The sequence below is a fragment of the Fimbriimonadaceae bacterium genome, from assembly GCA_019638775.1.
In the GTDB taxonomy this organism is placed as follows: domain Bacteria; phylum Armatimonadota; class Fimbriimonadia; order Fimbriimonadales; family Fimbriimonadaceae; genus JAHBTD01.
The window spans coordinates 710,260-736,484 of sequence record JAHBTD010000001.1 but is presented as its reverse complement, the minus strand read 5'-3'; the positions used below and the strand labels follow the sequence as shown (position 1 = coordinate 736,484).

General features: G+C 56.3%; 26 protein-coding genes and 1 riboswitch. Of the genes, 15 read left to right on the top strand and 11 right to left on the bottom strand.

Going from position 1 to position 26,225, the window contains the following annotated elements; genetic code table 11:
• Positions 1-114: 114 nt before the first annotated feature.
• A complete protein-coding gene (locus KF784_03435) occupies positions 115-402 on the bottom strand; it encodes a hypothetical protein (GenBank protein MBX3118091.1) in 288 nt (95 codons plus the stop codon).
• A gap of 64 nt (positions 403-466) precedes the next feature.
• Here KF784_03435 and KF784_03430 point away from each other — a divergent pair, with 64 nt between their 5' ends.
• From KF784_03430 to KF784_03385, 10 genes are all read left to right on the top strand, one after another.
• Positions 467-1,447 carry an NAD(P)/FAD-dependent oxidoreductase gene (locus tag KF784_03430; protein ID MBX3118090.1) on the top strand — a complete coding sequence of 327 codons (981 nt, stop codon included), beginning with the start codon at positions 467-469 and terminating at the stop codon, positions 1,445-1,447.
• A 142-nt stretch (positions 1,448-1,589) separates the two neighbouring features.
• Positions 1,590-2,387 (top strand): AraC family transcriptional regulator, encoded by a 798-nt coding sequence (locus tag KF784_03425; GenBank protein ID MBX3118089.1) that lies wholly within the window; start codon positions 1,590-1,592, stop codon positions 2,385-2,387.
• Between the two features lie 187 nt (positions 2,388-2,574).
• Positions 2,575-2,802 carry a DUF1232 domain-containing protein gene (locus KF784_03420; protein ID MBX3118088.1) on the top strand — a complete coding sequence of 76 codons (228 nt, stop codon included), beginning with the start codon at positions 2,575-2,577 and terminating at the stop codon, positions 2,800-2,802.
• 9 nt (positions 2,803-2,811) lie between these two features.
• Entirely contained in the window at positions 2,812-3,192 is a 381-nt protein-coding gene (gene crcB, locus KF784_03415) for a fluoride efflux transporter CrcB (GenBank protein ID MBX3118087.1), read from the top strand.
• A 108-nt stretch (positions 3,193-3,300) separates the two neighbouring features.
• Positions 3,301-4,779, top strand: coding sequence for a DNA recombination protein RmuC (gene rmuC / locus KF784_03410; GenBank protein MBX3118086.1), 1,479 nt, complete (start codon positions 3,301-3,303; stop codon positions 4,777-4,779).
• 40 nt (positions 4,780-4,819) lie between these two features.
• Positions 4,820-6,898: a glycine--tRNA ligase subunit beta gene (glyS, locus tag KF784_03405; GenBank protein ID MBX3118085.1), complete on the top strand. Its 2,079-nt coding sequence runs from the start codon at positions 4,820-4,822 to the stop codon at positions 6,896-6,898.
• A 1-nt stretch (position 6,899) separates the two neighbouring features.
• Positions 6,900-7,994 carry an acyl-CoA/acyl-ACP dehydrogenase gene (locus KF784_03400; protein ID MBX3118084.1) on the top strand — a complete coding sequence of 365 codons (1,095 nt, stop codon included), beginning with the start codon at positions 6,900-6,902 and terminating at the stop codon, positions 7,992-7,994.
• Positions 7,995-8,097: 103 nt separating this feature from the next.
• Positions 8,098-9,501, top strand: coding sequence for a pyruvate kinase (pyk, locus tag KF784_03395; GenBank protein ID MBX3118083.1), 1,404 nt, complete (start codon positions 8,098-8,100; stop codon positions 9,499-9,501).
• Positions 9,498-9,767, top strand: a complete 270-nt coding sequence (locus KF784_03390; GenBank protein ID MBX3118082.1) for a hypothetical protein — start codon at positions 9,498-9,500, stop codon at positions 9,765-9,767. Before pyk ends, KF784_03390 begins: the two co-directional genes overlap by 4 nt.
• On the top strand, positions 9,767-10,462 hold the full coding sequence (locus KF784_03385; GenBank protein ID MBX3118081.1) for a hypothetical protein: 696 nt from the start codon (positions 9,767-9,769) through the stop codon (positions 10,460-10,462). The genes KF784_03390 and KF784_03385 overlap by 1 nt, the downstream gene beginning before the upstream one ends.
• A 459-nt stretch (positions 10,463-10,921) precedes the next feature.
• Here KF784_03385 and KF784_03380 read toward each other — a convergent pair whose 3' ends face one another.
• Complete coding sequence (locus tag KF784_03380; GenBank protein MBX3118080.1) at positions 10,922-13,357, bottom strand: right-handed parallel beta-helix repeat-containing protein; 2,436 nt, start codon at positions 13,355-13,357, stop codon at positions 10,922-10,924.
• A 69-nt stretch (positions 13,358-13,426) separates the two neighbouring features.
• Here KF784_03380 and KF784_03375 point away from each other — a divergent pair, with 69 nt between their 5' ends.
• The gene (locus KF784_03375; GenBank protein ID MBX3118079.1) at positions 13,427-14,167 is read left to right on the top strand and encodes a 1-acyl-sn-glycerol-3-phosphate acyltransferase; all 741 of its coding nucleotides are present in this window, start codon (positions 13,427-13,429) and stop codon (positions 14,165-14,167) included.
• On the opposite strand, the gene KF784_03370 is transcribed toward KF784_03375, so the two are convergent.
• From KF784_03370 to KF784_03350, 5 genes are all read right to left on the bottom strand, one after another.
• The gene (locus tag KF784_03370) at positions 14,064-14,675 is read right to left on the bottom strand and encodes a hypothetical protein (protein ID MBX3118078.1); all 612 of its coding nucleotides are present in this window, start codon (positions 14,673-14,675) and stop codon (positions 14,064-14,066) included. The two genes, KF784_03375 and KF784_03370, sit on opposite strands and share 104 nt — an antisense overlap.
• A gap of 9 nt (positions 14,676-14,684) precedes the next feature.
• The gene (locus KF784_03365; protein MBX3118077.1) at positions 14,685-15,857 is read right to left on the bottom strand and encodes a cysteine desulfurase; all 1,173 of its coding nucleotides are present in this window, start codon (positions 15,855-15,857) and stop codon (positions 14,685-14,687) included.
• A 281-nt stretch (positions 15,858-16,138) separates the two neighbouring features.
• Positions 16,139-17,056, bottom strand: coding sequence for a glycosyltransferase (locus KF784_03360; protein ID MBX3118076.1), 918 nt, complete (start codon positions 17,054-17,056; stop codon positions 16,139-16,141).
• Positions 17,056-17,925 carry a hypothetical protein gene (locus KF784_03355; protein ID MBX3118075.1) on the bottom strand — a complete coding sequence of 290 codons (870 nt, stop codon included), beginning with the start codon at positions 17,923-17,925 and terminating at the stop codon, positions 17,056-17,058. The genes KF784_03360 and KF784_03355 overlap by 1 nt, the downstream gene beginning before the upstream one ends.
• A gap of 171 nt (positions 17,926-18,096) precedes the next feature.
• On the bottom strand, positions 18,097-18,816 hold the full coding sequence (locus KF784_03350; GenBank protein MBX3118074.1) for a hypothetical protein: 720 nt from the start codon (positions 18,814-18,816) through the stop codon (positions 18,097-18,099).
• 318 nt (positions 18,817-19,134) lie between these two features.
• A riboswitch (cyclic di-GMP riboswitch) is annotated at positions 19,135-19,225 on the top strand.
• Positions 19,226-19,254: 29 nt separating this feature from the next.
• Here KF784_03350 and KF784_03345 point away from each other — a divergent pair.
• Positions 19,255-19,524, top strand: a complete 270-nt coding sequence (locus tag KF784_03345) for a flagellar biosynthesis anti-sigma factor FlgM (protein ID MBX3118073.1) — start codon at positions 19,255-19,257, stop codon at positions 19,522-19,524.
• A gap of 309 nt (positions 19,525-19,833) precedes the next feature.
• Here KF784_03345 and KF784_03340 read toward each other — a convergent pair whose 3' ends face one another.
• From KF784_03340 to KF784_03325, 4 genes are all read right to left on the bottom strand, one after another.
• A complete protein-coding gene (locus KF784_03340) occupies positions 19,834-20,850 on the bottom strand; it encodes a carbohydrate ABC transporter permease (GenBank protein ID MBX3118072.1) in 1,017 nt (338 codons plus the stop codon).
• Entirely contained in the window at positions 20,843-21,031 is a 189-nt protein-coding gene (locus KF784_03335; GenBank protein ID MBX3118071.1) for a hypothetical protein, read from the bottom strand. Before KF784_03335 ends, KF784_03340 begins: the two co-directional genes overlap by 8 nt.
• On the bottom strand, positions 21,021-21,899 hold the full coding sequence (locus KF784_03330; protein ID MBX3118070.1) for a sugar ABC transporter permease: 879 nt from the start codon (positions 21,897-21,899) through the stop codon (positions 21,021-21,023). The genes KF784_03335 and KF784_03330 overlap by 11 nt, the downstream gene beginning before the upstream one ends.
• A 241-nt stretch (positions 21,900-22,140) precedes the next feature.
• Complete coding sequence (locus KF784_03325) at positions 22,141-23,421, bottom strand: sugar ABC transporter substrate-binding protein (protein ID MBX3118069.1); 1,281 nt, start codon at positions 23,419-23,421, stop codon at positions 22,141-22,143.
• Between the two features lie 411 nt (positions 23,422-23,832).
• Here KF784_03325 and msrA point away from each other — a divergent pair, with 411 nt between their 5' ends.
• The 3 genes from msrA (at position 23,833) to KF784_03310 (ending at position 25,726) form a co-directional block, all read left to right on the top strand.
• Positions 23,833-24,234: a peptide-methionine (S)-S-oxide reductase MsrA gene (gene msrA, locus KF784_03320; protein MBX3118068.1), complete on the top strand. Its 402-nt coding sequence runs from the start codon at positions 23,833-23,835 to the stop codon at positions 24,232-24,234.
• A 300-nt stretch (positions 24,235-24,534) separates the two neighbouring features.
• Positions 24,535-24,753: a hypothetical protein gene (locus tag KF784_03315; protein MBX3118067.1), complete on the top strand. Its 219-nt coding sequence runs from the start codon at positions 24,535-24,537 to the stop codon at positions 24,751-24,753.
• Between the two features lie 238 nt (positions 24,754-24,991).
• A complete protein-coding gene (locus KF784_03310; protein ID MBX3118066.1) occupies positions 24,992-25,726 on the top strand; it encodes a DUF554 domain-containing protein in 735 nt (244 codons plus the stop codon).
• Positions 25,727-26,225: the final 499 nt, after the last annotated feature.

Genomic DNA, 26,225 nt, shown 5'->3' with positions numbered 1-26,225 from the left:
ATATTGTATTTCACAGGTTTGAAATTGGTGGGGAGTTTGCGAGGATTAGCTTGAATGTTGAGCGGTTAGGGGATCATGCGGACCCGTTACCCTGGCGTTCCACTCAGCCGAAGACTACTCGTCTATTGAGTGACCGAACTCCGCTGCAAGCCCTTCTATCGCATCGCTCATCCAATCGGCTTTGCGGTTGGCGGCTATCTTGAGCCAAAGCCGTCCCGTTTTGGGCCACCATGTCGCTTCGAGGGTTCCGGCTGTTCCGGGTTTCTTGAAGTGCCAGTGTGTACAGCCGGGATACGACTTTAAGGACCCCTTTTGCGAGAGGAGTCCCAGCCGCTCGGCGCAAGCGTCCACCCTTGATTCGACGGTTGATTGGAGTCCGGGGCTGAGGTCGATTTCGGTCATGCTCGGGCCCATTATGAACCGCGCTTAAGCGAGTATTCTCCTAGTTGTTCTTCCGCACACAGCCATGGATCGCGTCGATATCACTATCATCGGAGGGGGCCCTTGCGGCCTCTTTGCGTCGTTCTATGCGGGGATGCGCGGGATGTCCGTTCGTATTATCGACAGCCTTCCCGAGCTTGGCGGACAGCTAGTTGCCCTCTATCCCGAGAAGTACGTTTTTGATATGCCGGGGTTTCCGAAGGTCTTTGCGAGGGATTTGGCGCGGGAGATGGTCATTCAGGGGACGCAGTTCAACCCGGAGGTGGTCTTGGGTGAGACGGCGCTGACCCTTGAAGAGGAGCCGGAGGGCTATACGATCTCGACCGAAAAGGGGCGGTATCCGACCCGAACCGTCATCATCTCAGCGGGCATTGGCGCGTTTTCACCGACGAAGATCGGGGTGGCGCGTGAGGATGAGCTGGAACACAAGGGCATCTATTACGGAGTTAAAGAGAAGGCGATCTTTGAGGGCAAGCGGATTGCGATCGTTGGTGGCGGGGACAGCGCTTTTGATTGGTGTCTGAACCTTGAGCCCATCGCCAAGGAGATTCACCTGGTCCACCGTAGAGATCAGTTTCGGGCTCACGAAGATACGGTTGAGCACGTGAAGAAGAGTTCGGTGCAGATGAAGCTTTGGAGCGTGGTGAAGGAGTTGCACGGTGAGGACTGCCTTTGCGGTGTGACTCTGGAGAACACGCAGACGAAGGAGACCGAGCGGCTTGATGTGGATGCAGTTATTGTTAACATCGGGTTTAAATCGAGCCTTGGCCCCATAAAAGACTGGGGTTTGGAGATTGACAAGAACCAAATTGTTGCAAATCCCGTCAGTTATGAGACGAACAAAGTTGGTGTCTTTGCTGTGGGGGATGTTTGCGGTTTCGACGGTAAACTCAAGCTCATTGCAACAGGCGTCGGAGAGGCCGTGACCGCGGTGTGTGTAGCGAAAACTCGGCTTGATCCTGAGGCAAAACTTTTTCCGGGACATAGTTCTGACAGAGATTTGTGAACTTTGTTCAAAAAGATTCGTTAGGCATTATTTGAGGCTATTTGAAATCAAGTTGCCCAAATTAGACCTAACATTCGGTCTGTTGGTGCAGTTCGGCAACTTAGCCTGAATGCACTTCGTAACGTTGAGGGTGGTACGTGTAATGGAATTCTATGGGCGTCAGATAAGGGCCAATACGTTGGATGGCATGCGTGTGATTGAGTTGGTCTATCCAGCATCACTCATGATGCCGATGCATGTCCATGACAATCCGTATATCACCTTTATCCTTGCGGGAAGCTGCGTTGAGCACCTTGACAACGGTTCTCGCGAGCTGAACACACGAACCCTCGCCTTTACGCCTGCGGGCATGCCTCACGCCGACCAGATTGGACCGGAAGAGATGCACAGCATCAATATCGAGTTCTTTGGCGAGCGAGGCCGACACCTGACCGAAACCACACGGGTTCTTGAAGTTCCCCATACCATCGAGGCTGGGCCAGCGATCCAGCTTGCCGAGCGGCTTTATGCTGAGATTCGACGGAACGATGCGGTCGCGACGTTAGCTATCGAGTCGGTTGTGCTTGATATCCTCACCGAAGCTGCAAGACTTGGCAACCCAACCGAGCGCGATATCCCCAAGTGGATTCTTACAGCGAAGTCTTTTATCGAATCGAACTACAGCAAGGGCTTGAAGGTACGAGAGATCGCCGATCTGGTTGGCGTTCACCCGATCCACCTCACCCGCATGTTCCAGCGCCACTTCGACTGCTCGATTGCCGAGTACGTTCGTGAGCTAAGGCTTGCCGCAGCGGTGCGGTTGGTGCGGGACACAGAGTTGCCGCTTTCGCAGATCGCGGTGCAGACCGGATTTGCCGATCAGAGCCACCTGACGCGGACGTTCCAAACATCGATGGGAATGACCCCGGCACGATTCCGACGCAATCGGTTTGCGCTTTAGGGAAATTGCTGGTTTGGTTCACGGCAACGACGGAGCGTTGCCCTCCCGTTTGTTGAGATTTAACGGCAACGACGGAGCGTTGCCCTCCCGACTGCTGAGATTTAACGGCAACGACAGAGCGTTGCCCTCCCTTCACCAGAGTCCCTATCCCTGCAACCCAGGCTTTCGGGATGTGGTCATAAGGGATATGAGTCAAATTCCTTCAAGCCGTTATCCTTGGATGCGCATAGCCGCGCTGTTTGTCGGCGGATTGGCTTACGGCGTGTCTCCGGTTGACCTCATTCCTGACCTTATTCCTGTGCTTGGCCTCGCCGACGACGTGGCATTATGGGCGACGATTTTGGCCTACGCGCTGATCCTTCGACAAAAGACGAAGATGGCGAAGCGGAAGGAAATCACCGCCCCCGTGCGGTAACTTCTGTTCGTGCCTTCGTGGTCGGATAGTCTCGTTGTTTTCTTGGGCGCTGGAGTCGGCGCGCTTGGCCGGTTTTGGATTAGCTTCGCCTTTGCATCCAAATCGACTATCCCTGGATTCCCTTGGGCGACGTTTATCGTCAATGTTGTCGGCTCAATCCTGATCGGCGTTTTGATGGGGGTTATGTTCCGGCAAGAGATGTCCGGATCGTGGCGTGTGTTTTTGGGCGTCGGAGTGTTGGGCGGCTTTACAACTTTTTCCACATTCTCCTGGGAGGCATTCCAACTTGTAGACCAGGGTCGGGGGTTGATGGCGCTGCTTTATGTGTTGGGAAGCGTGGCGTTTGGGATTCTGGGATGCTGGTTGGCATGGTCACTGGCGCGGGGATGAGTTTTCCACGGAAGCCGAATCCAGGTAGAGATACGTCTACAGAAGGGATATAATTGGGGGAGATCAGCGATCAGCTATCGCCGATAGCCGATAGCTTACAAATACTTTATGGAAAATCTTTGGGTTCTTGTCGCGGGAGTGGTGGGCTTGGTTGGCGGATACTTTATCGCCAGAGCGATCTTGCGTGCTCAGCAGTCGGGATCTTCCGAACTGTTGCAGGCAAAGACCCAAGAGGCAGAGGAGATCCGCAAGCAGCTTTCGGAGGTCCAGTCGGATCGTGCGAAGTTCGAAGAGCGGGCCGGGCGGGTGGGCGCTCTGGAATCTGAGCGCTCGGAGCTCACCGCTAAGATCGCTCAGTTGAGTACGCACGTCGCGACGCTTGAATCGGAGAAGAAAAACCTCGAAGAGACGAAGAAGTTCCTTGAGGAGGCTGAGAAGGAGCTCAAGGAGGCTTTCCTTGCCGCATCGACTACTGCGCTCGAGAAGAATAACGCACGCTTCTTAGAGTTAGCGAATGAGCGCTTTAATGCCCTGAAGAAGGAGTCGGCTGGGGACCTGGAGCAGCGAAAGCAGGCCATTGATCAATTGGTCAAACCGATCAACGAGGCCTTAGCGGGCTATCAGAAAAAGATTGAGGAGATTGAGAAGTCCAGGATCGACTCAACGGCGACGGTCACCGAGCAGATTCGCGCACTGGGCGATCTTCAAAAGGGTCTTCACAACCAAACTCAGAACCTTGTGCAGGCTTTGCGCAACCCTGCGACTCGCGGACGTTGGGGCGAGATGCACCTGAAGAACGTCGTACGGATGGCGGGCCTGATCGAGTACTGCGACTTCACGGAGCAGGTTTCCGTGACTACCGAAGATGTCCGCCAGCGTCCTGACCTGATCGTGCGCCTGCCGAACAACCAGCAGATCGTCGTCGATGCCAAGGCGCCGACCTCGACCTATTTGGATGCGATGGAGATGGAGGAGGAGGGCGCGCGGGCCGAGCGGCTCAAGCACCACGCCGTCTTGATTCGTCAGCACGTGCAGAAGCTTTCGAGCAAGTCATATTGGCAAGCGTTCGAGTCGGCCGAGTTTGTGGTTTTGTTCTTGCCGTTGGAGTCGGAGTACAGTTCGGCGCTCCACCAAGACCCAGAGTTGATCGAGTTTGGTGCGAAGAACAACGTGATTATTGCAACGCCGACAACCTTGATTGCCCTTCTCAAGGCGGTGGCTTACGGTTGGCGACAAGAGCAGCTTGCGCAGAGCGCCAAAGAGGTCAGCGAGCTTGGCAAGAGCCTCTATGAGAGCATTCGCACAATGGCGGGGAATTTCCAGCGTGTGGGGCGGAATTTGGATACAGCGGTGAAGTCGTACAACGATACGGTTGGGTCGTTGGAAGCGCGGGTGCTTCCTCGCGCACGGCGGTTCCACGAAACCAAGGTTGCGGTTGGCGAGGAGGTCGCCCAGTTGGAGCCGGTTGTCGGCAACGTTCGCAATTTGGCGTCGGCGGATTGGCCTGCCTTGCTGCCCGCGACAGAAGACGTGCCACTCAAAGCTCTGGTTTCTGATGAGCCTGTGGAAGAAACTATTGAGTCCTAAGCTCATTTGAACCTGGGGCATCCCGGTAAACTGTGGGCCTATGCCCGATCTGCTCCTTGAGCTTGGTGTTGAAGAACTGCCCGCGACCTTCGTCAAGAAGGCTTACACCGACCTTGCCCAAAACATCGAGACAAGGCTCACCGAGGCGAACATCCCTTTTACTCAAGGCAATCCTCCGATTGGAACGCCGCGACGGCTCATCGTGCATTTTTCCGACGTTGCCGACCGGCAGCCCGACCAGGTGAAGGAGCAGCGCGGTCCTGCGCTTGCGGCGGCTTTTGATGCGGACGGCAACCCCAGTAAGGCGATGGAGGGGTTTTGTCGGGGCCAGGGGGTCGATCCCGGTCAGGCAGAGAAGCGCGACGGCTACGTTTGGGTGACGAAGACGATCCCTGGGCGTCCGACCCTCGAAGTGCTTTCTGAGGTTTTGCCTGCGTCAATTCGAGGGCTGAACTTCGATAAGTCGATGCGGTGGGGCGCCTCTAAGATGCGCTTTGCCCGTCCCATTCGGTGGATTCTGGCCTCGTTTGGTGGCAGCGTCGTTCCTTTTGACGTGGAGGGCGTCCAGGCGGGGTTGGAGAGCCGAGGGCATCGCTTCTATAGCCCGGATGCGTTCGGAGCGAAGAGCTACGAAGAGTTGGTGAACGGGTTGCTTTCACGCAAAGTTGAGCCCGATCCAGCAGAGCGCGAAAAGACCATTCGTGAAGTGGCGACCATTAGCGCGAGCGGAACCGCAGAGATGCCGGATGCGCTTGTTGCCGAGAACGTCTTTCTAACGGAGTGGCCCACACCGATCGAGGGCAGCTTCAAGACTTCCTACATGGATTTACCGGTATCAGTGCTCGTGACAGCGATGGCGAAGCACGAGAAGATGTTTCCGATCCGTGACAGTAACGGAAAGCTGACGAACAAGTTCATTTTCATCCGGAATTCGGGGGAAGATGAGACGGTTAGGGCTGGGACCGAATGGGTGCTGAACGCTCGATTCAACGATGCCAAATTCTTCTTCGATGAGGACAAGAAGCACTCGATCTCTGCTTTTCTCGACAAGTGCGAAGGGATTGTGTTCCAGGAAAAGTTAGGCTCGGTTCGGCAACGGGCTGACCGGCTTGCCAAGCTGGCGTCTTTGGTGGCGCAGGAGTCGGGTGGGCCGGAGGAAGAGATTGAGTTTGCGGCAACGGCAGGTCTGTATGCCAAGGCCGACCTCTCAACGGGTCTTGTCAGCGAGTTGGCTTCATTGCAGGGCGTGGTGGGCGGCGAGTATATGCGGCGGGAGGGCTTCCCGGATGCCGCATGTCATGCAGTGGCGAGCCACTATGATTTGGGCAAGAATCCGAACCCGCCGAACTGCGCAGGCTCGCGGACGGCGGTTCGCCTGCAGATGGCGGACCAGCTCGACAAGCTAGCGGGCTACCTCGGGTTGGGTTTGATTCCCACGAGTTCGAGCGATCCGTTTGGGCTCCGTCGAGCGGTGACGCTGTTGATCGAGGCGGCGTGGATGATGCCGGGGATGACGTCGGACTATCAAGATTTGCTCACCAAGGCATCGGAGATTTATCGGGGGCAGGGACACGAGTTGGACCTGTCTAAAACCCTAACTGCGGCGAAAGAGCTTTTCGTGGCGCGGTACGTCAATCTGTTCCCGGATGCCGAGAAGGATCACTTGGATGCGGCGATTCAGGCGGACGACCCGAGTCGCGCCTTTAATCCTGAGGCGGTGAAATTTGGGCTTGAGTGCGTCAAGCTGATCGCTGACGATATTCCGCTTATCCAGACGGCGACGCGTCCGATCAATATTGTGAGTGCGGCAGAACAGAAGGGGATCGGATTTGAAAAGCTGGCCCCTTTGCAATCGCTCGACCGGACTGCTTTGGACTCGGCTGAGGGTTTGAGCTTGGCGTTGGCGCTGGACGAAGCGAATGCCGCCGACAAATCTACGCCTGGAAAGATGGTTGCTGCCCTGCGAAAGCTTCAGGGGCCGATCAACGCATTCTTTGATTCGACGATGGTGATGGTTGAGGATGAGAAGGTGCGAACGGCACGACTGACACTTCTTCAGGCCGCGCGAATTCAGCTTTTGCAGGCTTGCGACTTCACGAAGATTGTGGTGGAGGGTTGAATTGACTCCCCAAGAAGTGTTGCACGAAGCAGAAACCTATCTTCGAGAAGAGGTCGGGCCGAGTGCGGCGGATATCGACCTTGATCCTGAGGCCCTGCGCAAAGCCCTCAGGGGTCTTTGCGACAAGAATTTGATGGCGCTCAAGCGTCCGATGGAGTTTGGCGGGCCTGCGCTGCCCGAGAAAGAGTTTAGAGAGTTTCAAGAGGCAAGTGCGCGCTATTCGGGCTCGCTCTCCTTCTTGATGACCCAACATCAGAGCGCGGTATCGCTCATCGCCAAATGCGACAACGACGGTTTGAAGGCCGAGTACCTTCCGCGCATGGCGGGCGGTGAACGGTTGCTCGGCATTGGGATCAGCCAGTTGCGAAGGGCAGGAGATCCGATGATCACGGCTGAGAGGGTCGAAGGCGGCTATGTTATCAACGGGTCGGTGCCTTGGATCACGGGCTGGAGCTTCTATCCTGAATACATCGTTGGCGCAACGCTGCCCGACGGTAAGGCGGTTTACGGGATTGCCCCATTGGAGACGATAGCGCAGGCTCCCCCAAATGCCGGCACGACGACGCTCTCCGAACCGATGCGGCTGTGTGCGATGGAGTCGGCGCAGACGGTGGGCGCGACGCTAAGGGATTGGTTTATCCCCGATTCTTTGATCCTGTTCATCAAGCCATCGGAGTGGGCTCGCCGCAACGACATGATCAACATCGTCCTGCAGGGTCATTATGCGATTGGGTGCGCGCGGGCGGGGCTTGACGTTTTGGAGCGCAACGCCGAGAAGAAACCACTTCCGTTCTTGCCAGTGACTTACAGCGCGCTGCTTGAGGAGTTTGGGGCTTGCAGGGCCGCGATGGGCAAGGCTCAGGAGAGTGGGCTTGATGTGGTGACCGATGAGAAGCTGCGCATTAGGGCCTGGGCGATTGAGCTTGCCGTGCGCTGCGCCCATGCGGCGATCGTGTCTTCCAGCGGAGCGGCAAACATCATCACTCACCCCGCTCAACGGATTTATCGGGAGGCGCTGGTCTATAGCGTGAGTGCGCAAACGACCGACATCATGGAGGCGACGCTGAGCCGGTTGACGCGAGATTCATCGGGTTAGGGGCGTAAAGGGGAGTTTGAACGTCTTTAGTGTTTGATACGCGCCCTCCGTTAGCGAGTGTGAGCATGAGCCTTTGGGCAATGCGTCTGGAGGCAAAGGAACTATGAAACGACGCACAAAGATTGTCTGCACACTCGGGCCCGCCGTGGATACGCGCGAAAAGATCAAGGAGCTGATCGACGCGGGGATGAACGTTGCCCGGCTTAACTGCAGCCACGGCGACTGGGAGAGCAAGGCGGCGGCTGTCGCTTGGATTCGGGAGCTCTCGCCCGACCTTGGTCCGGTGGCGATCCTGGCTGACCTGCAGGGGCCCAAGTTTAGGATCGGTGAGCTGAAGGGCGGCGTGGTGGACTTGAAGGCTGGTGAGAGCGTCACGGTTGGAGAGAAGGATGGGGTGCTCATTCCAATTCGTCAGCCGGAGATCGTTCGAGTTTTGGCGACGGGCGACCGGATTTTGATGGGCGACGGAGAGATTGAGCTTCGATTGGGCGCCAAGCATGAGGGGTATTGGGATGCGAAAGTCGTCAATGGAGGCCCCCTCAAGAGCAAAAAAGGCTTGACGGTTGTGGGGAGGGTCTTCGACACCCCAGCTCTGACGGATCGAGACCGCCAGGACGTTTACGAAGCCTGTCGGTTGGGGGTGGATTTCATCGCGCTGAGCTATGTGAAGACAGCAGCTGATATGCGCGAACTTCGGCGGCTCACCGACACCTACGACAAGGACATCCGGCTGTGTGCGAAGATTGAAACCAAAGAAGCGCTGCGCAACATCGAAGAGATCTTGAAGACGAGCGATGTCATCATGGTCGCGCGGGGCGACCTTGGCCTACAGATGGACCTTGAACAGGTGCCGATGGCGCAGAAAAAGATCATCCGCAAATGCAATGAAGCGGGCAAGCCGGTGATCACGGCCACGCAGATGCTTGAGAGCATGATGACGGTGGCGCGGCCAACGCGGGCGGAGGCCTCCGACGTTGCGAACGCAATTTTGGACGGTACGGACGCGATCATGCTTAGCGGCGAGACGGCTTCCGGCGCGTATCCGATTGAAGCGGTCAAGACGATGGCAAAGATCGCGTGTGAAGCAGAGGATATGCTCGACCACGAGGCGCTTTTGAACAAGCCGGTGAAGCGCAATGAACTGGAGTCGACGGAGGCTGTGGCGCACTCCACGGCGAGGCTGGCGAGCCTGATTGGGGCGAAGGCGATTTTGACGACCACCACAAGCGGGCAGACGACACGTTTGGTGAGCAAATTCCGGCCGGACATGCCGATCTTGTGTGCGACTTGGGACAATAAAACTCAGCTTCAGATGGCGGTGGTGTGGGGCGTTGAGGCCATTCATATCGGCCTGCCCAGCACGACAGACGAAATCGTTGAGCGGGCGATGGACGGATTTCTTCGACACAAACGTCTAAAGGTTGGGGACTCGGTGATCGTAACGGCGGGCGTACCGGCAGGAGCCCCTGGGAATACGAACCTGATCCTGCATCAATTTGTGAAATGAAAAAGCAAAGAATCGTTTGGGAGATGGTGTTTGTTGGGGTTGCGGTTGCCGTGGGCATTGCGCTGAGCGCTCGAACGTGGGACACGTACAATCAGCAGCGCGTCAAGGCCGACAAGAAGGTTTCTGAGATGAAGAAGGCCGAACAAGACCGTGAGGCCCTCCTGAGGCAGAAGGGGCAGTATGAGAGCCCGTCTGGGCGCGAACAGCTTGCCCGAGAGCAAGGCTACACCAAAGCTGGCGAAAAGCCGCTCGAAGGTGGACGTTAATGCTGGTTGCAGCTATTGCCGTTGCCATTCTTGGCCTGCCAACCCCGGCTCAGGATACGCTTCCTTTGACCAAAGGCGAGACGTGGGTCTCGACGGTGACCGAGGAGTTTTTGGATTCGGAGACCGGAGAACTAGAGCAGTCCTTCACCTATCGTGTCGAGAAGAAAGTCCTTGAGCGGTTGAAGGGTTCATTCGCTATCGAATCGAAGCGGACGATGACGGGCAACAAGATCGGTGAGGTTGACGTTCCAATGCCGCCGGGGCTTGAGCCGTTAATTGAGCAATATACGGTGGACCCTTATGGACTTCGGACAAAGCTCGTGGAGGGTGGGCGGCAGCAGCAGGAACAGAGGCTGAATCAATTGGTGGATTTCCTGTGTCCCGATCGGTTTGGGCCGAACGCGAGCAGCGCTTTTAAGCGCACGATCGAGGAGGCTGATACGCCGAAGGTGACGCGGTTGGAGTTTTCGGCGGGCGTTTGGGACAAAGAGAAGAAGACTTTTAGGTGCGCTGTGGCGATGAGCGATTCGGGGTGGGCTAAAGGGATTGAGGCAAAGGGCGAGGCAGTTTTCCCGGAGGATTCTTGTATTCCGAATTCGATCACGATGAGCGCGAAGGGTGTGGAGATGCCGGGGGGTTCGGGGGATACCTATACTCTGCGGGTGAAGTTGGTGAGGGTAGTAAGTAGTGAGTAGTGGGTAGTGAGTAGTGGGTAGTGAGTAGTGGGTAGTGGGTAGTGAGTAGTGGGTAGTGAGTAGCGGGGAGCTGGGTGATCTCTTTCTGAGGTTCGATAGACCCTCCACCGCAAGCGGTTGGAGGGATGAATTGAGTCGTGAGTAGCGGGGGGCTGGGTGTGAATAGTCGGGAGTGAGGCGTACGCGAGAGACGCAGGCAAGGCTCTTGACCAAATCTTTTTGAAGATGGCTGTACCCTCCACCGCAAGCGGTTGGAGGGATGAGAATCTATACTTCTTTCCTCGTTGTCCACGTCGAGACAAGCAGGGGTACTGTAGCCGGGCAATTATAAAAAGTACCCTCCATAACTGCAGTTATGGAGGGATCAGATCGCGGCAACGACAGAGCGTTGCCCTCCCAGCAGGGTTAGTTATGGAGGGATCGCATACGGCAACGACAGAGCGTTGCCCTCCCTGCAGGTCAGGCCTTTTTTACACGGAGTTGCAGCGTTGAGTAGCCGTCGATTTCGAAATGTTCGATGCGGATTTTGTGCTTGCCGCCGAGCTTGACTTTGATCGGATACGCCGTTGGACCTTGCCAATGCCATTCGTCAAGCAAAAGCTTGCCGTCAAGCCACACACGAACGCCGTCATCGGCAGTGACATCAAGGATGTAGTTGCCCGGATCGATGGTTAAGGTGCCTTCGGCGAGGGTTCCGTAGTTGTTTGCAGGGAGTCCCGGCATCCCGTCAACGATCTTGAGCTCGGTCATCTTCTCTTGTTTGACGGGCGGGCCGTCGAACAGCTTGTGGAAGGCGTCGAGCTTGGTGCGCGGGTCCGAGTTTGCATCCCACGCCACGAACTTAACGTTCCAATCGATGGGGGCGAGGAACTGCGACCATCCGAATTTGAAGGGCTTTCCGGCGGGGGTGACGACTCCGCGGTAGTCGGTGACGGCGCTTTTGCCGACGTAGATGATGCCGAGTTCGCGGTCGTTGGACGAGGCAAGGCTCGGCTGAATCTCGATGGTTGCGGGGAGCGTGTACCAAGTTTCGCCGTTTGTCTGCCTTAGCGACTTGCTGTTCACCTGTACCAGACCGAGTCCTTTTTTGACCGATAGGCGAAACTCCCCTTCAGGCCCGGTGACTTCGAAGACTTTGTTGCCCTCGATGGTCTTTCCGACCGGCCACAAAATCGGGCGCTTGAAGTCGTAGGGGCCCCATTCGTCCACCATCATGTACCGGCGTCCACGCGGATGGCCTGCTGGTAGAAACGCGTTGAGGCCGCCGTCCATCGGTTTGACGGCGTACTTTTGGACTTCGGCTTCGGCAAGTTTCGTGCGGTCCGGGCCGAGATAGTCGCGGACGGGCTTGGGCAGGACCGTGGACACACCAAACGGGTTCCAGAGCTTCCAAAGCTTGTCAAGAAGATCGTCTCTTTGCTTTTCGATGGAGCGGGTTCCGAGGGGGGCGCTGGGGGTGTCGGTAAACGAGTTGCCGCCTCGCGTCATGATCTCAGCCGAGATGGGCCTGCCGATCTGCATCCACTGGTTGTCGACGTTCTGGATGCCGTCCTTATAGGTCGGAAGCGTGCCGCGAAGAGTGTTCTTTTCAATCTCAATACCGGACTGGGTTCCTCGGTAGTTAAAGGCGGTCTTGTAGCCGTCGAACATGTTCTCGCGGATGCCGATGTCTGAGCCAGAACCAAGATCGACGGCGATGCCGGTGACGTCGCGGAATACGTTGGCGAAGACCTCTGATCCCACGTTGCGCGTGTCTTTGTTCTTGGGGTAGCCCCACTTTGGATCGGGCGGGTTGTCGTTTTGCCACAGATACAGCGCGTTGTTGTCGGTGTCGAAGTAGTTGTAGGCAATGCGGTTCTTTTGCCCGTGCTCGATGGCGATGGACTCGCCATTCATCCCAAAGACATTTCCAAGGATCGCAGTGTCGTAGCTATAACCACCCCAGACCCCGTGCCAGCAGTCCACCAAAAAGTTGTTGACGAAGACGTTTCGGCTGAACGTGGCCTCAATCGCGTTTGCGGGGGAGTGGCTGAAATCGTTGCCATAGAGCAGATTGTCGTTGCAGCCGCCTTGCCCCGTATCCATCGTGTGCTGACCAGCCCAAAGGAAGAAGCCATCGCCGCCGTGGGTTGCTGAGTTAAAGGCGAAAGTGTTTCGATGGCATTGCTCGAAGATGATGATGCCCGTGGAGTCTTGTCCTCGGTTGTAGACGCCGTGGGAGTATCCGCGAACGCACCAGTCGATCTTGTTGTGCATGATGCGGTTGTCAGAGCTGCGGTAGAGGCCGACACCGACGCCACTGTTGAAGGAGAAATCGCTGTTCCAGACGAGCCCTTTGGTTGAGTTCGTCATCATCAGGCCGCATTGACCGCCGTTGACGCGGGCTCGCTTGACTTCAAATCCGGTGCAGCCTTTGAGGTAGATCGCCGCGCCGTATTTGAGCCACTCGTCCGTTTCGTTGTGGTGGTAACTCATCCAGTCGGCGGTGTCTTCGGCTTCGAGTGTGCTCTTCAGGTGCTGTTTCCAGTTGTAGCTGACATCGCAGTCGAAGAGGTTGAGACCCTCCACACCATCGGCGATGAGGCCGATCTTATAACCCCGAACGTTCAAATTTCTGATCGTGATGTTCTTGCCTTCAATGCGGATGCCTGTTCCCTTTCGCTGATCGGGCTCGGTGGTTTCGGGTGTGCCCCGCAGCGTGGCTCCGTTGAAGTCGACGGTGATGCCTTCGCCTTTGATGGTGATCACGCCGGTTTTGCCGCTCTCGTCGCCCCATGGACGCAGGAACTCAGCCCGATTGACTTTGCATGACTGGGTGATGGTCAGTCCCGGTGTGAGGTTGATGTTTTGCATCGGAGCATAAGCAAGCGTGGCGGCGAGAATCAGGGAAGTCATCTCCCTTATTTTACGTTCTTGAGGTCCTTGAATGATTGTTTTGCTCCCGGCAGATATAATGAGTTCCCGATGCGCGCCCTCAAAACAAGCTGGTATTGGTTTGTCCGGAACCTGGTGCGGATCGGTTTTTTTGTATTCACGGGCGGGTTTACGGTTCGGTACAAGGAGCGCGTGCCCAAGAAGGGGGCGGTGATTGTAGCTCCCAATCACGTCAGTTATCTCGACCCGCCAGCGGTGGCTTGCGCCATTCCCCGAATGCTGAGCTTTATGGCCAAGGCCGAGCTGTTTAAGTCGAAGGCGTTTGGCTGGCTGATCTCCTCCCTTGGGTCCTTCCCTGTTAAGCGGGGGGCGGGGGATCGGGAGGCGATTCGGCTTGCCCTGCAGATCCTTGAGATGGAGAAGGCGATCATCATGTTTCCCGAGGGGACACGGGGATTTGGGGAGTATTTGGGGCCGTTCAACAAGGGCGTAAGCCTGCTTGCCCGGAAGACGGGGGCGTGGGTTCAGCCGGTAGGGATTTGTGGCACGTTCAAGCGTTGGCCGAAGGGCAGCAAGAAGATGCGCTTTGGACGGGTGAAGGTTCTTTTTGGTGAGCCTATGCGATACGCCGACATCCCGGCAGACTCGGAAAAAGAGCGCGAAGAGAAGTTTTTAGCTGAGCTTGAGCGGCGGATTTTGGAGCTTTGCCACGAGGGTGGCTACGACGTCAGAAGCGCTTCGTCCAACCCAGCGACCAAAGCACCTGCTGATCTCGATGCATCCACCGAACCGACAACCCCCGATGCGGGCGCAGCTCCAGACCGTTCGTGACTCCGCTCTTGTTGAATTCGGTGATCAGGTGGAAGAACTCGGTGATCGGCACATCGGCTCCGGCGAAAAGCCCGTTTCTTGATCCGCCGGCGTAGCCGATTGTGAATTCCAACGGCACGTTCTGGTTTAGCTCGCCCTCTAGCCCGACGTACTTGGTTGCGGCGATGTAATAGTATCGCCCTTCGCGGGTTTCGTTGAGCGCGTCGCGAACGCCAACGCTGATCCCGGGGCCAAAGTCGGTGATGGGCGTGAGGTAGTTGTAGCTGAAATCTACCGAATTGACCTTATTGCGTCCATTGAATTGCTCGTAAGTGAGCTCAAGATCGAAGATGTTGGTGATGCCGAGTCCGAGCCAGCCTCGGTTGGTATCGTGCGATCCACCGTCGAACATGTACTCCACGCGAGCGGTGCCAAAGGGGATTTTTTTGCCGACCGGGAGGAAGAAGAGCCGGTCTGCGCTGGCCCACGAAGCCACGACGATGAGGGCCAAAACGCTTGCAAACTTCACGAAGGTAAGTTACCTGATCGGGCTTGATTTGGTTCCCCGGACCTGGGAAGCGGCCTCGACGACTCTGGCAGCGGCTTCCTTTGCATCCTCGACGGTTGTGTGGATCCCGAAGGTGAATCGGAGCCCTTTGCTGGCCTCTTGTTCGGTGTATCCGCAGGCGAGGAGGACGTGGCTTGGCTCCAGACTCCCCGACGAACAGGCAGCTCCACTGCTCGCGCTGATTCCCATACGATCGAGGCGGATGAGCATGGATTCGGCGCTGATGCCCGGGAAGCGGAGGTGAATGTGTCCGGGAAGGATGGGGGTGGCTTGTCTGGGGTCTACGGTCAGGCGCACACCAGCGGAGGGTTCTGCCATGAGGACGGCGAGAAATGTGTCGCGGGTTTGGCGTTTGCGCAGGCGGCCTTCGTCGTTGGGAAGAACCTGTTTGACGGCTTCGGCAAAGCCGACGATGTTGCCGACGTTTTCAGTTCCTGCTCGCATCTCCCGCTCTTGCCCGCCACCGTAGAGGATCGGTTTGACCTTGGTTCCTGCGCGGATGTAGATCGCGCCGACTCCCTTGGGTCCGTAGAGCTTGTGAGCGGCGAAGGTGAGAAGATCGATGGGGAACGTTTTGACGTTTATGGGGAGGACACCGTAGGTTTGGACGGCGTCCACCATCATCAGGCTGCCGTTTGCTTTTACGGAGCTGCCGATCTCGGCGATGTCGTTGATGGTGCCGAGCTCGTTGTTGGCGTGCATGACGCAGACCATGAGCACATTGTCACTGAGCTTTTCCTTTACTGCATCAGGCTTTGTTTCTGCCTCGGATGTGACCGGGATAAGCTCAACTTTGTAGCCGAGTTTTTCGAGAAGGGGTTGAAGGTGAAGAACGCAATGGTGCTCGGCGGCGCTGACAAGGATGCGGTTTCTTTTTGGATCGTCGTTTGCGAGGGCAGCCCCAACGATGGCGAGGTTGGCGGCCTCAGTTCCGGAAGATGTGAAGAGGACCTCGGCGAAGAGAGAGCCGATGGAGTCACTGAGGATTTCCCGGGCGGCGTCGATGGCCTCTTTGGCTTTGCGGCCCTCGGCGTGGAGGCTGCTGGGATTGCCGAACTCGACGTTTAGCCACGGCAGCATGGCTTCCCGGACTTCGGGGAGCATGGGGGTAGTCGCGGCGTGGTCGAGGTAAATGCGGCGCATTTGGTGTTAGTGAACCCTAACGGCTGATTTTGTTTCTGGGAATGGTGCAAAGACGCTAAGCCTGGCCTCTTTGCTTTCGTTCTGCCATAGATAGGGGTGTACGTGGGGACTTTCTTTGTTTCACGCAGAGCTCGCAAAGAGCACAGAGTTTAAGTTGGAGGCTCTGCGAGCTCTGCGCCTTTGCGAGAAATATAAAAACAACCTTCGGATTTGCCGCCAACCTCGTCAAGAACCCAACGTCGCTACCAGGCTTTGCGAGAAACAAAAGCAAGTCTCGAGAACTAAAGCAGCTTTCGAAACACCGATCTGGGCAGGAATGTCGCCAACCATCGAAGGTGGCTTTTGTACCGTCTTGGGGCCAGTCTGATGCTGGCGGCATAGGCTTCGCGGCCGCCTTTTGGGTCACCGTTGAGCGTGCGCACCGTGCCGAGACAAGCCTCGTTGTGAGCCTTGGCGTTGGTAATGGCGTCAGGCAGATAGCCGTGGCCTTCGAGGATCGGATACTTGGTCTGCATCCACTCCCGCAGCATCTGATCGTCCTTCCAAATTCGATCCAGTTTGTGGCTGGCGTTGCCTCCGTGGACGCGATAGAAAGTCAGCTGGTCCTGCACGCACCCAACCTCGTACTTCTCGGCGATGCGTAGCCACATCTCCCAATCGCCCGACCCAAAATACGCCTCGTTGAACCCGCCCAGCTTGTCGAAGCACTCCTTGCGGATGAGGGCCGCGCTAGCGATAATTTTGTTGGCATAGAGGAGGGGGATGAGGATGTCTCCGGTCTCGGTCTTGGGGAACTCAAAGCCGAGTGGCGAGCCTTCCATCTTGTTGCCGTTGCCGTCGATGAACCAGCCATCCGTGTGGACAAGGCCCACCTTTGGATGCTTTTCGAACAATTCAAGCTGGCTTTCGAGCTTGGTGGGCGCCCAGAGGTCGTCGTCGTTGAGGATGGCGATGAACTCTCCGGTGCACTCCTTTAGCGCTCGATTGAGCGACCCGTACGTGCCCAAATTTTGCTCGTTCAGGATGACCTTGGCTTTGTCTTCGATGGTCTTGAGCCAGTCGCGAGTGCCATCGGTAGAACCGTCGTCAATGGCGATGACCTCCCAATCTGTGTAGGTCTGATTGCAGATTCCTTCCCAGGCAGCGGGCAGAAACTTGATGTGGTTATAGCAGGTCAGGATGACCGAAACACGCGGCATTATCGCGGTCTTACCTCAATCCTGAAATCAGAGATGTCCAGTCTGGGGTCGGCGACATCACCCACGGGCTCGCCCGTGATGAGGTCGAGCGGGCGATAGGTTCGCGAAGTGCGGAGATCGACGTTGAGAAAATCGTTGATGCCAGATGGCGAGGTGCTGTTGCCGAGGGCGTCCCAAGCTTTGCCGCCGCCGTTTCCTTGAGGCACGTTGTCCATGGTGAGGATGTTGACTTGCAGCGTTTGATAGGCCTCGGCGATGGGGATGGTGTCGGCGATCTGGCTCATGTCGATATCGAAGTGGAAAGTACGGTCCCCGGGCTGGACATCTTCAAAGTTAACCGGTGTGCCAATGGGGATGAAGTTGAGGAGGTCGGTGTCTTCGAACCGAAAAATCTGGAATCGTGGGCTTTGGCTGGGGTCCCAGCGGATGAAGTACCGGGCATTTCCGGCAACAAATCCGTTGCCCCACGGCGGCGAGATGACTGGGATCGGACCCTGCGATGGTGGATTGACCTGGTCGGACGGGTTGAGGGCGAAGATATAGACGAAGTTTTGATTGATGGCTTGGTCCATCGTGATCGTGAAGGTGACGCGGGTCGTTTGGTCACCGCTTGGATTGCTGGGGAACTTGGCGCAGCCTGTTGTGGCAAAGATGAGGATTGCGGCAATAGCGGCCCAGCTTGGATTTTGGATTTTGGATTTTCGATTTTGGATTAGGTTCTCGCAAGTGCGCAGAGGAGCAAAGGGCTGGGCCGGGTCTGAGTTGGTTTGTTTCTCGCAGAGGCGCGGAGAACGCAGAGCCTGATCCTCCTGTTCTCGGTCGTGCAACGTGGAGACGATTGCCTTTTTCTCGCCAAGGCGCAAAGACACAAAGGGTTGCAGTTCAATACTGGGAACCCGCTTGGCTGCCCGAACGAAGCGGCACCAACACGCGTGGCCGATCCGTGATCCGTGATCTGTAAGCCGTGATCCTTGCTTCGCGATCCGTAATCCAAAATCCAAAATCCAAAATCCAAAATCCAAATCGGCTCTCCTGCTTTTTCAGACTACGCTTTCCGACCAGTAAAGGATCCTTCCGCAGCCTTCACACATTGCCATTCTGCCTTCTCTTGCGCTCTCGATCAGCTTCTCGGCAAGGTGCATCCCGCAAGTGCTGCAAAACCCGCCTTTGTTCACTCTTGTCATGGCGACACCATCGGCTTTTTGACGTATGTTGTCGTAACGCGATAGCATCGCCGGAGGGATACCTTTGGCGGCGTCTGGCCTCTTGGCCATATTCTGCTTGAACAGCTCTTCGATCTGACCTTTGTAGGCCATCACCTTGGTTTGGTGCTCTTTGAGCTCGGCCCGCTTTGCGGCGATCTCTTTCTCCATCTCGGCAACAGCAGCTTTAGCGGGCGGGACCAAATCCCACAGCTCCATCACCCGCCCATCGAACTCTTCGCGCTGCTTTTTTAGCATCGCCACATCCTTTTGGAAGGCTTCGACTTCGCGGGAGCTAACGATTTTGCCGCCGTAGAGATCGGCTTCGATCTTCTTGATCTTGTCGCTGATGCTTTTTTGTTTGAGTTCGAGGTCGGACTGCTCGCCGTGGAGCTCGTGGTATGTCTTCTCCGTTTCCGCTTTTTTGGCTTCGAGAGCCTTAATCTCTGCCATCAACTTTTTGCCGGGGTCGAGAGCGGCGGCTTTGGCTCGGAGTTCGGCGATGGTGGAGTCGACTTCGTGGAGTTTCCAAAGCTTAAAGAGGTCATCGGCGGGCATGGCTTATTATGGCGATTCTTGAGCCCTTGCCATGCGGCAAGGCTATGAGGTGGAGCGTGGGTGTGGAAAGGGGTCTCCGCGGGCGATGAATTGTCATGCCTCAACCCTCCCAAAGCGTTGAGGCTAAACCCGGGATGTTGGAAGTTGTCTCCACCCCCGACTCCCTCCTCATTAAGCCTTTGGCATTAACGAGGAGGGAGACTCTCTATACATCCAACCCAATGCCCACAAAAATCCAAAATCCAAAAACTCTCCCCTCTCCCTCTAAAGATTTCTCAGAAACGACCTTAATGAGGAACAAGAGGTTAACCGCCTCGATCAGAAAAACGGCAAGACGGGGGTGACCCCGATCACGCAAAGCCAACGGATCTCGCACCGTAAACAAGCGCGAGATGGCCGGGTTGCCTGTTCGGAGGCAGGAAGTCTTTGGAGGTTTCCATGCAAATTTCGAACGAAGAAGTAAAGAGAATAATGGGTCGCGGAGTCATCAGCGACATCGAAGACCTGGCGCACGGCATCGACGACCCGGAATATCCGATCGAACCAGAAATGGTCGAGGCCGTCACGAAGCTGGTCGTTGAAATGCCAGACCGAGAAGATCGAGTTGCAGAACTCAAGGCGAAGATCGAGTCCGGTCAATACAACCCAACAGGCGACGAAATCGCCGACGCGATGATTCGAAGAAACATCGCCGATCAGGTTCGGTAATCAAATTCAAAGCTCCCCGCGCTCAGTTGAGCGTGGGGAGCTTTTTTTGCTTCTGGGCTCGGCAATAGTTGTAAAGATCGTAAAGGGTAAGGATTGTAAGGGGGAGTATGAGGACCGAAATCTGCAATCAGAACTCCGCATCCTATGTCAAAGCTCCCTGCTACTAGCTATTGCCGATCACAGACCTGGATATCCCCGCATGTGTAGAGGGACGTCCTCCTCCCCCTTGACGGGGGAGGACCGAGGTGGGGGTGACGCCTCGCTTCTCCATAAGAGCAGCTCCCTCCTCAACCCAAATCTGATCTCCAATCACTTCACACTCCCCATCACAACGCCCTTTGTAAAGAACCGCTGAGTGAAGAGGAAAACCAGCAGCATCGGGATCAGCACAACCACCGCTGCCGTCATCTGCAACGGCCAATTGCTGTTTCCATAGCTCGTCTTAAACACGCTCAGCCCAACCTCCAGCGTCCGCATCTCCATCGAATTCGTCACCAGCAAAGGCCAGAAGAAGTCGGTCCAAACCGCAAAGAAAGTGAACGCCCCACCCGTCGCCAAGGCCGCCTTGCTCAGCGGCAAAATCACCTTCCAATAGATGCGAAACTCCCCCGCTCCGTCGATCCTCGCGGCTTCGTCAAGCTCCATCGGAATCTGCATAAAGAACTGCCGGAACAAAAAAACGTTGAAAGCGCTGCTCACGCCCGGGACGATCAGCGCTGCATAAGTGTCCAGCCACCCAAAGCCCCGCATCATCAGATAGACCGGAATCTGCACCACCGGCCCGCCGAACATCATGCTAAACAGGAACGCCATAAAAAGGCTGTCCCGACCCTTAAACTTGAGCCTGGAAAAGGCATACGCCGCCATGCTACAAACGAGCAACTGCCCAAGCACAACGCTAACGGAGACAAACACTGAGTTCCAAAAGAACCGCAGCACCGGGATGTCCTCCATCGTGACGATCTTCGCGTAGTTCTCCCAATGCGCATTCTCGGGAATCACCTCATAAAGACTCGGGATAGGTGTGTTGCTTTCACGCAGCGAGATCAAGATCATCCAAACAAACGGCGCGATAAGAAAGACGCCAAGCGCGAGCAGCCAGACGATGTTGAATCCCATCCGAACCGACTTTGCCGCGTCGGGATTCACTGGCTCCACAATCGAAGGCACAAGGATGCTCGAAGTCAGCAATATCGCAATGCAGGCCAGAATGAGCTTTGCAAAGGGCTCGACCGGTACAAAAGCGATCGGCAACAAGAGCGCGACGAGGACTCCCAAAAAGAGCCAAATGCGTCGCCACCCACGGTCAACTTGATCTTCACGCATTGCGACCTCCCCTCGGGGTCATCGTGACCGCTATAAAACCAAGAATAACTCCCGCAAAGATTGCTACGAATGCCAATACGGTTGCCTCTACGAAAACGACCTGCCACCAGCCATAGACTTCCAGAGCAAAGCCGACCAGTACGAGCGTAATACCAACGAGTTTGATTTGACTATCCCGCACTATAGCCCTCCATCTGCCGCTTCATCAACCGGTACTGAAACACCGACACCGCCAAGATCGCAATCAGCAGCAAGAACGACTTCGACGACGCCAGCCCAATGTGAAACTTCTGCCAAGCATCGGTGTAGATGTGGTAGCCGATCACATCGGTCGAACCCTCCGGCCCGCCCTTGGTCATCATATATACCGGCGTGAAAATCTGCATCGCCGAGATCGTGCTGGTGATCACCACAAACATCGTGGTCGGGGCCAGCATCGGCAGCGTGATCGACCAAAACTCGCGCAGCTTGTTCGCACCATCAAGCTGAGCCGCCTCATAAAGCGATTGTGGGATCCCCACCAACCCCGCCAAAAACAGCACCATCCGCGGTCCCAGCCCGGTCCAGATCGACATGAAAACCAGTGCCCACATCGCTGTTGCCACGTTGTTCAAAAGGTTGATCTCGTTCTTGATCCCGATGGCGTTGAGGGTGCCGGAAATCAGTCCGTTGGTAGGCAGATAGATGTAAATCCACATCATCGCGATAGCAACGCCCGAACAGATCGAAGGGATGTAATAGATCGTGCGAAAGATCGTCATTCCGCGCATCTTCTGGTTCACCAGAATCGCAACCAGCAGCGCTACCAAAAGCCCAACCGGAACGCTCACCAGCGTATACCGCAGCGAGTTCCACATCGCATTCCAGAACGGCGGATCGGTTACTGCGTCCACGTAATTCTGCATCCCCACAAACGGTTTCTCTTCCTTCAGAATGTGCCACTTGAAGAAGCTGAGATACAGCGCGTAAAGGATCGGAATCAACGCAAACACCAGCAGATGAACAAAAGCCGGTGCCACAAACAGGTAGCCGATTCGGGAACGCTTCACTGCGGCCCCCTCCCTCTCCCTCGATGGGAGAGGAGCAGGTCCTTAGATCCCGATTTATCCGGGGCAGAGGGTGACGACAGTCGCCGAGAGAGGGAACCTCCCTCTCCCTTGATGGGAGAGGGGTAGGGGAGAGGGTGACAACTGCCGATGCCTCCGCCCAAACGGAAGGCCGGGCTATAGGCCCTTCGTTGACGACGCTGACTGAGCCGTCCAATCACCCCCTCCTTTGATTCCTCCCCCATCATTTCCTCGCAAAATCCTTATCGATCTTCTTCGCCGCCATGGTCAACGCCTGCTGTGGATCGCGCCCTTGCTTCAGAACGCTGTCCATCAACTGCACCCCCATCGTTTCCACGTAATCATAACCCTCGACTTTCGCACCCCACGGCACCCGCCCACTCGGCACAATCCGCAAGAACGACTCCTCCAGTTCCCCTTGCGCATGCTCTTCCGCAATATCCTTCCGTGCACAGATCGCAATCCCCGTCGAGTTATAAGCCTTCTGATACCGATAGCTGGTCAAAAACTTGATCAGCCGCCAAGCTTCCTCTGGATGCTTGCAGTTCTTGCTCATCGCCAGACCAGCTTCATAGATCACAGTCACCGACTGGTCATGGACCTTGCGCGGCAACTCCACAACCCCCAAATCCTCCACCCTAATCTTTGAGCCTGGAGCTTTATAGCCCACGATCGCCCAATGCCCAACAATCGTCATCGCTGCGTTGCCTTGGGCAAAGAGATCAACACCCATCGACTCGGCTTGGCTGAGCGTTGGGGCTGACTTGTCGACGTTGATGATGTCGCGGAGAAAGCTAACGGCTTCGGCGTTCTGTGGACTGTCCAGGTAGCCAGAGGCTCTCGTGCCATCGGGGGAAAGAACGTCTCCACCGTTATTCCAAAGCCACATGATCCAACCGGGCATCCAATTGGCGAAGACAAATCCGTACTGATCCTCTCCCCGGGTCAGCGACTTTGCCGTCGCCCGAAACTCGTCCCACGTCCAACCCGGCTTCGGATAGGGCACGCCCGCATCGCGGAACATCTTCTTGTTGTAGTAGAGCACCATCGGGGTGAAGTCGATCGGGACCGCAAAGAGCTTATCGCCCCGCCGTGCAATGTCCACAACGTTCGGAAAATAATCGTCCAAGTTGAAGTCCTTTTCGGCCTCCATCAACGGGCTGAGGTCCTTGAGAACCCCGTTGTTCATGAACACGGCAGCGCTGCTGGCATCCAAAGTCATGATGTCCGGCTCCGCCCCCGCCACAAAGCTTAGAAGCATCTTGGGAACGTATTCGCCCGCAACCCGCTCAACCACAACGTCGGTATCGGGGTTTTCCTTTTCAAACTGATCGTAAAGCGCCTTGATCGTCCGCTCATATTCGTTGTCGTCTTGCACGCCGCCCCAATTCGAGATGCGAATAACAACCTTGTTGCCCGCCTCCGCACGCTTGCACGACAGGCAGATGAACAAAACGCCAGCGACGAGCGCAATCGTGCATATCTGGGAGATGAGGCGTTTCATGAGTCCGATAAATCTCTGAGTGTTCACTTCGTATCTTGGCGTCCTTGCGAGAATCAATGAATCACCTGTGCGTTCACTTGGCGCCTTTGCGAGAAACAATCATTCACCTTTGCATTCACTTCGCGGCTTTGCGCTTTTGCAAGAGACAATCATTCACTCTTGCTATATTGCGAGAAACCACCTTCCCCTGGGAGCCCGCTCCCCGATTATGCCCCTGTGCACAGGCAATAAGGAACCGTTCAAGTCGGTTTGTGCGATTCGTCTAGGGTCCCGCAAGAACGCTAGGCCCTGGAATCCAAATGCGATTTCAATACTTCTTTGACTGTAGACATGAACACAATAAACTCAAGATTGGAATACACGATCTTCGGCGCCGGTTGATTTTGGGGCGTAGAAGACGCCTTCCGTCAGTTGGACGGAGTGGTTGAAGCCGAGAGTGGGTATGCCGGAGGGCACACCCCTGACCCTACCTACAGAACGGTCTGCGATGGCGGCACCGGTCATGCCGAGGTCGTACGTGTGCAGTTTGATCCAAGCATGGTCACTTATGAGACCCTGCTCAAGCAGTTCTTTTCGATCCACGACGCATCGTTCAGCCGGGGTGCAAGTTCGCAATACCGAAGCATTATTCTCACGACGACCGATGAGCAAGCGCAGCAGGCTCAGGCATATCTGGACTCGATCAACGCAACGCGCAATGCAAATCGTCAGATCGCAACGCAGCTCTCGCCCGCTGGCGAGTTCTACCGAGCCGAAGAGTATCACCAGCGATACTACGAAAAGATGGGCGTCTCTTCCTGCCGAATCAAGTGACCCCGCATCTCTCTCCCCGAAACAAGGACTCCCCTCTTCCTTGACGGGAGGCATAGGGCTCACGCTCATTCCTTCGCCGCGTGAATCCCCTCTCACTTGATGGGAAAGGGGGAGGTGAGAGGGTGACAATGACCGCAGCTTTTCCCCAAGCGGAACGTCGGTCGTGAGGCCCTTCGTTGACGAGGCAGGTTGAGCTGTCCAATCACCCCCTCCTTTGCTTCCTCCCGCATCAAGGGAAAAAAACCCTCACTCCAACGCCGCGCACATCCCCTCTCCCTTGATGGGAGAGGGGAGAGGGTGATGACAACCGCTTCCTTGGCCTTAGCCGCCCGCGACTTGGAATATACGGCTGGAGGGTCACTGTCCTCAGTGACCGTCTTCCATGCCTCCACTCTCCCAAAGGGTGGAGGCTACACCTCAACCACGGTACGAACTCGGGAGAATCCCTCTCCCTTGATGGGAGAGGGGCTAGGGGAGAGGGTGACGACAACCGCTTCCTTGACCGTAGCCCACACCTAGCAAATTACAGCGCCGCTGGAGGGTCACTGTCCTCAGTGACCATCGTCCATGCCTCCACCCTCCCAAAGGGTGGAGGCTACACCTCAACCGCGGCACGAACTCCGGAAAATCCCCTCTCCTTTGATGGAAGAGGGGCAAGGGAGAGTCTGACGAAAACAAGGCTCCGCAAGTGCCCAGAGCAGGTTCTGCGTCTAACCAATCACCCCCACCATCCCTAAACCGTCCATAATCATCAGCCATGCGCGGAACGCTTCTGAACACAGCCACAGTTGCCGGTGGAGGCGTGCTGGGCATGACCGTCGGACTGTACATCCCAACGGAGTACAAAACCATCGCCATCACCGCGCTCGGCCTCGTTACGGTCGGAATAGGGCTCAAACAGTTTCTGGAAACCAAGAACATCATCGTCGTGGCCATTTCACTCGTCATTGGCGGCTGCCTTGGACTGCTGCTTGGCATCCACCACGGGATCGAACTGTTTTCAGACTGGGCAAAGACGAACTTTGCAGGCGGTGGAACGCAGCACTTCCAAGAAGCCCTCATTACAACCTCCGTGCTCTTCTGCGTGGGCCCCATGACGCTGCTGGGCTGCATGCAAGACGCACTCGAAAAGAAGATCGACCTGCTCGCCATCAAGTCCACCCTCGATGGCATCGTTGCCTTCTTTTTTGCCGTATCGCTTGGGAAGGATGGGATAGCGATGGTCGTTGTCGCCGGGATCGTCCTTATTTTCCAGGGCATCCTCACCCTCCTCGCCCGCCAACTCAAACCGCTCGCCGAGAACGCCGAAATGCTGATCGAGACGTCGGCAACCGGCGGTCTCATGCTGGTGGCGATCGGCTTCGGCTTGCTCGATATGAAGAGAGTCGAAACGGCTTCATACCTCCCCGCCTTGGCAATCACACCGCTCATCATCTGGCAGATTCAAAAGCGAAGAAAGCGAACGGCTCCGCCAGAACCGGATTCAGTGTAATCCAGACCCTTCCCCGGCTCTTCGAGATAGCCCCTCTCCCTTGATGGGAGAGGGGTCAGGGGAGAGGGTGAGGATGACCGCAGCTTTTCCCCAAGCGGAACGTCGGTCGTGAGGCCCTTCGTTGACGAGGCAGGTTGAGCTGTCCAATCACCCCCTCCTTTGATTCCTCCCCCATCAAGGGGGAGGAAACCCTCACTCCAACACCGCGCATATCCCCTCTCCCTTGATGGGAGAGGGGCCAGGGGAGAGGGTGACGAAAATCGCTACTACCGGCCTTAGCCCACGTCCCACAAACTACAGCACCTCTGGAGGGTCACTGTCCTCAGTGACCGTCTTCCATGCCTCCACCCTCCCAAAGAGTGGAGGCTACACCACTGACCACGGCACAAACTCGGGGAAATCCCCTCTCCCTTGATGGGAGAGGGGTGGGGGTGAGGGTGACGACAATCACTACTTCCGGCCTTAGCCCACGCCCCACAAACTGCGCGCTGCTGGAGGG

Coding starts and splice junctions, on each gene's coding strand:
- KF784_03350 (MBX3118074.1), bottom strand. CDS start 18,816: ATGCCCGCCGATGACCTCTTTAAGCTTTGGAAACTCCACGAAGTCGAC.
- KF784_03325 (MBX3118069.1), bottom strand. CDS start 23,421: ATGAAACGCCTCATCTCCCAGATATGCACGATTGCGCTCGTCGCTGGC.
- KF784_03390 (MBX3118082.1), top strand. CDS start 9,498: ATGAAAAAGCAAAGAATCGTTTGGGAGATGGTGTTTGTTGGGGTTGCG.
- KF784_03375 (MBX3118079.1), top strand. CDS start 13,427: ATGCGCGCCCTCAAAACAAGCTGGTATTGGTTTGTCCGGAACCTGGTG.
- KF784_03385 (MBX3118081.1), top strand. CDS start 9,767: ATGCTGGTTGCAGCTATTGCCGTTGCCATTCTTGGCCTGCCAACCCCG.
- KF784_03425 (MBX3118089.1), top strand. CDS start 1,590: ATGGAATTCTATGGGCGTCAGATAAGGGCCAATACGTTGGATGGCATG.
- rmuC (MBX3118086.1), top strand. CDS start 3,301: ATGGAAAATCTTTGGGTTCTTGTCGCGGGAGTGGTGGGCTTGGTTGGC.
- KF784_03360 (MBX3118076.1), bottom strand. CDS start 17,056: ATGCCGCGTGTTTCGGTCATCCTGACCTGCTATAACCACATCAAGTTT.
- glyS (MBX3118085.1), top strand. CDS start 4,820: ATGCCCGATCTGCTCCTTGAGCTTGGTGTTGAAGAACTGCCCGCGACC.
- KF784_03345 (MBX3118073.1), top strand. CDS start 19,255: ATGCAAATTTCGAACGAAGAAGTAAAGAGAATAATGGGTCGCGGAGTC.
- KF784_03315 (MBX3118067.1), top strand. CDS start 24,535: ATGACAACCGCTTCCTTGGCCTTAGCCGCCCGCGACTTGGAATATACG.
- KF784_03420 (MBX3118088.1), top strand. CDS start 2,575: ATGAGTCAAATTCCTTCAAGCCGTTATCCTTGGATGCGCATAGCCGCG.
- KF784_03365 (MBX3118077.1), bottom strand. CDS start 15,857: ATGCGCCGCATTTACCTCGACCACGCCGCGACTACCCCCATGCTCCCC.
- pyk (MBX3118083.1), top strand. CDS start 8,098: ATGAAACGACGCACAAAGATTGTCTGCACACTCGGGCCCGCCGTGGAT.
- KF784_03435 (MBX3118091.1), bottom strand. CDS start 402: ATGACCGAAATCGACCTCAGCCCCGGACTCCAATCAACCGTCGAATCA.
- KF784_03340 (MBX3118072.1), bottom strand. CDS start 20,850: ATGCGTGAAGATCAAGTTGACCGTGGGTGGCGACGCATTTGGCTCTTT.
- KF784_03380 (MBX3118080.1), bottom strand. CDS start 13,357: ATGACTTCCCTGATTCTCGCCGCCACGCTTGCTTATGCTCCGATGCAA.
- KF784_03430 (MBX3118090.1), top strand. CDS start 467: ATGGATCGCGTCGATATCACTATCATCGGAGGGGGCCCTTGCGGCCTC.
- KF784_03310 (MBX3118066.1), top strand. CDS start 24,992: ATGCGCGGAACGCTTCTGAACACAGCCACAGTTGCCGGTGGAGGCGTG.